Origin of the sequence: Streptomyces sp. NPDC059564 (assembly GCF_042735575.1) — a bacterium.
Lineage (GTDB): Bacteria > Actinomycetota > Actinomycetes > Streptomycetales > Streptomycetaceae > Streptomyces.
Window position 1 is genome coordinate 1 of record NZ_JBHWBP010000552.1, and the last position, 3,371, is coordinate 3,371.

The window sequence follows — 3,371 nt, forward strand, 5'->3', positions numbered from 1 at the left end:
CTTCGCGATGGCCTACGGCCACCCTTGACCGACCGGCCCGCCACGGAAAAACGAAGACAGCCGGGAAACCCCCAAAAGAACGTTCACGGGGCAGGGGCGAAGAGGAGCGGCCCCGTCAGCGATGCCCGAGGCGTCTCCGCGCCCGGGTGGGCCAGCGATCCGGGCCCACAACCACCAAATCCAGGACCGGAAGGGGCCTGACCACACCAGACAGCGAAATGACGAACATCCGGCGGAGTCGACGGCGCACCAGCCCGCCACGTACTCCTCATGTCTCGGCGTCTGCAGGCGGCGATGGGCTGGGCATAGGCGGCCCACGATCGCCAGGGCCTGGCCGGCGGATCGTGCAGGTTGGGCCCGTCGATAAATGCCTCGACATCGGGCGCGGTGATCGTGGACGCTTCGCGCGATGACCAGAATCGACGACACGCCGCCCGCGTGGGACGAGCGCACCCAGCTCACCACGTTTCTCGACTACACACGTGCCACCGCCCGCGCCAAGTGCGATGGCGTCTCCGCGGAGAACGCTCGCAAGGCGCTCCTGCCGGGCTCACCGCTGATGACCATGAGCGGAGTGATCAACCACCTCCGCTGGGTCGAGTACTACTGGTTCCAGGTGGTCTTCCTCGGCGAGGAAGACCTGGGTCCCTGGACCGAGGAGGATCCCGACCGCGAGATGCGTATCGCCGTCGACTTCCCGCTCACCCAGTTGCTCGACGAATACGCCGAACAGAGCGCCCGCTACCGCGAACTGGTCGTCGGGAACGGCCTGGACGCTCGGGCCCAGCGCGTCCGCAAGGGCCTCCACGTCGACCTGCGCTGGATCCTCCTCCACCTCACCGAGGAGACAGCCCGCCACAACGGGCACCTGGACATCCTGCGCGAGATGCTCGACGGCAAGACCGGCCGCTAGGCCCTCTGATTCTTCGGTTCGGCGATTGCGGAGCCGCCCACGGCCGTCATGCCCTTCGCACGGCTTGGCGTCCGACGGCCGGCCGGGGCTGGGGCAGGCTCGACGTTGTCGACGGCCGTGGTGAACTCGCGGCCGGACGCACCCCGGATGTACGCCAGCTTCACCCAGCGCTCGTAGGCGATCGAGCCTGAGACGTTCTCGTTGATCACCGCCATCAGCTCGCCCTCGACGCCGGAGGCGATATCGCGGACGCGACAGCGTAGGAGCCGGTGCGGCACGTACTCGTGCTGATCAGCCATCGGACGGCTCCTCATCCTCGGTGGCACTGCGTAGGAACCTTTCCCATCCGGCGGCCGCGCGGTCTGCCAGCTCGGGACTGAGTCCGGGCGAGAACGCGGCCAAGAAGGCGGCCGAGGGCCAGGCGTTCCACCTCTCGCCTCGTTCGTCTGCGTTGTCTGTGGTCATAAGGCGATGATGAATCGACACGCAGCGGGGCAGACAGGCCATCGCGCAGCCATGGGTGGCCACGTTGCGGCCACGGCCGGGGACAGACGCGATGACAGCTCAAGCTGGGTCCATGAGCCATCGCAATGACGCGCTACGAGCGGCGCGACTCCGCGCCGGTTGGCGGACTGTGGATCAGGCCGCGAAACGCCTTTCCGAGCATGGACAGAGGCTTCTCCAGGACCGGCACTTCGAAGTGTCACCGCGGACCTGGCGGCGCTGGGAGGGCGAGCGCCCAGGCTGGCCGCCGGAGGACACGGCGATCGTGCTGCACGACGCGCTCGGCCGGTGGCCCGAGGACCTGGGATTTACGACGCCCGCCGGTTGGATTCGCCCCGAGGCACAAGAGGAAGACGTGAACAGAAGGTCGTTCGTCTCCGTCACCGCTGCGGCGCTGATCGCCGGGCCGACCGCGCCCCAACACGTCGACCCCGCCCTCATCGACTACTTCGAGCAGCAGCTCGAAGGGCACTACCGGGCTGACATGTACCTCGGCCCTCACGACCTGATCGGTACCGTCAGTGCGCAGTACCAACTGATCGACAAGCTCGTGCGCTCTGCGAAGGGCGAGGTACGACGAGGTCTCCTTCGCGTCGGAGCCGCTTACGCGGCGCTCGTCGGCTGGCTCTACCAGGACGCTGGCGATCTCGGTGCCGCCACATTTTGGAGGGGCGTCACGCAGGAAATAGCGGTCAGGTCCCGCGACCCGCAGCTCATCGGGTACAGCTTGGTGAACCAGGCTCAGGTGCGTACGGATCTGAGCGACGGACATGGAGTCGTCGACCTCTGTGAGGCCGCACTCGACCTGTCGGACGGGCTGTTCCCCAAGGTCCGCATCATGGCGATGCAGCAGCAGGCCCACGGCGCCAGCCTTACCGGCGACCGTGCCACCGTGGACCGGCTCATCGACAGCGCCAGCGGACTGCTGCCCCGCATCGATGACGACCTGCCCTGGGGCAACGCGTGCCGGAGAACTCCGGGCTACCTGGAGGTCCAGCGTGCCACTTGCTACGGGCGACTCGGCCTCGGCCGGGAAGCGGAATCGCTCTGGGTGCAGGTTCTCGACGGCGTGCCCCCGACCGCGCGCCGGGACCGCGGCGTGTACCTGGCTCGGCACGCCATCGCCGCCGCTGCAGCCCAGGAACCCGATCACGCCGTCGAGATTGCTCGCGGAGCCGTCGCGATCGCCATGGAGACCCGGTCCGCGCGGATGCTCCGTGAACTGGTCACCCTGGAACGGGCCATGCGCCCGTGGCACGATGCCCCGGTAGGCCGGGACCTTGCAGAGATCCTGGCGCCTGTGAGCAAGGGGAGCTGACATGGGCGTACCGAAGCCGCTTTCCGACGACGCGATCGCTGAGCACCTGGCCGGCCTGCCGGGCTGGGAGCGGAGGGGTGACGAGATCACCCGTGCGTACGAGATCCGTTACCACGCCGCCGTGGCCGCGATCGTGACCATCGCCGACCGGTCCCGCAGGATCCAGCACCATGCGGACCTCGACCTCCGCATCGACCATCTGAGGGCGTCCATCACCACGCACGACGCCGGACACCGTCTCACTGCGGCGGATTTCGACCTCGCACGCCGGATCGACGAGATCGTCGCCGCGCACCGGGCCCTCCCTCTGGACTGAGCGACCTGGACGCGTCATCAGTCCACCCCAGCCCCAGACGGCCGTCGGACGCCGAGCAATGAGGACCATGGTGCGAGCTGACGCGCCTGTCGGTGCCGGGTGCTCGATATTTCGCTGTCTGGTGTGGTCAGGCCCCTTCCGGCCCTGGATATTGGTGGTTGTGGGCCCGGATCTCGGGCCCACCCGGGCGCGGAGACGCCTCGCGCATCGCTGACGGGGCCGCTCCTCTTGACTCCTGCCCCGTGAACGTTCTTTTGGGGGTTTCCCGGCTGTCTTCGTTTTTCCGTGGCGGGCCGGTCGGTCAAGGGTGGCCGTAGGCC

4 protein-coding genes are annotated in these 3,371 nt (G+C 68.1%); 3 read left to right on the forward strand and 1 reads right to left on the reverse strand.

Features of this window, described 5'->3' with window-relative positions:
* Positions 1-409 precede the first annotated feature (409 nt).
* On the forward strand, positions 410-913 hold the full coding sequence (locus ACFV0Q_RS39955; protein WP_385012814.1) for a DinB family protein: 504 nt from the start codon (positions 410-412) through the stop codon (positions 911-913).
* On the opposite strand, the gene ACFV0Q_RS39960 is transcribed toward ACFV0Q_RS39955, so the two are convergent.
* Positions 910-1,212 (reverse strand): hypothetical protein, encoded by a 303-nt coding sequence (locus tag ACFV0Q_RS39960; protein ID WP_385012816.1) that lies wholly within the window; start codon positions 1,210-1,212, stop codon positions 910-912. The two genes, ACFV0Q_RS39955 and ACFV0Q_RS39960, sit on opposite strands and share 4 nt — an antisense overlap.
* Positions 1,213-1,490: 278 nt before the next feature.
* On the opposite strand from ACFV0Q_RS39960, the gene ACFV0Q_RS39965 reads away from it, so the two are divergent.
* Entirely contained in the window at positions 1,491-2,735 is a 1,245-nt protein-coding gene (locus ACFV0Q_RS39965) for a Twin-arginine translocation pathway signal (RefSeq protein ID WP_385012817.1), read from the forward strand.
* 1 nt (position 2,736) lies between these two features.
* Positions 2,737-3,051 (forward strand): 4a-hydroxytetrahydrobiopterin dehydratase, encoded by a 315-nt coding sequence (locus ACFV0Q_RS39970; protein ID WP_385012819.1) that lies wholly within the window; start codon positions 2,737-2,739, stop codon positions 3,049-3,051.
* Positions 3,052-3,371: the final 320 nt, after the last annotated feature.

Bases quoted from the DNA above. Each gene is read 5' to 3' on its own strand.
- ACFV0Q_RS39955 (WP_385012814.1), top strand. From the start codon at position 410: ATGACCAGAATCGACGACACGCCGCCCGCGTGGGACGAGCGCACCCAG.
- ACFV0Q_RS39960 (WP_385012816.1), bottom strand. From the start codon at position 1,212: ATGGCTGATCAGCACGAGTACGTGCCGCACCGGCTCCTACGCTGTCGC.
- ACFV0Q_RS39965 (WP_385012817.1), top strand. From the start codon at position 1,491: ATGAGCCATCGCAATGACGCGCTACGAGCGGCGCGACTCCGCGCCGGT.
- ACFV0Q_RS39970 (WP_385012819.1), top strand. From the start codon at position 2,737: ATGGGCGTACCGAAGCCGCTTTCCGACGACGCGATCGCTGAGCACCTG.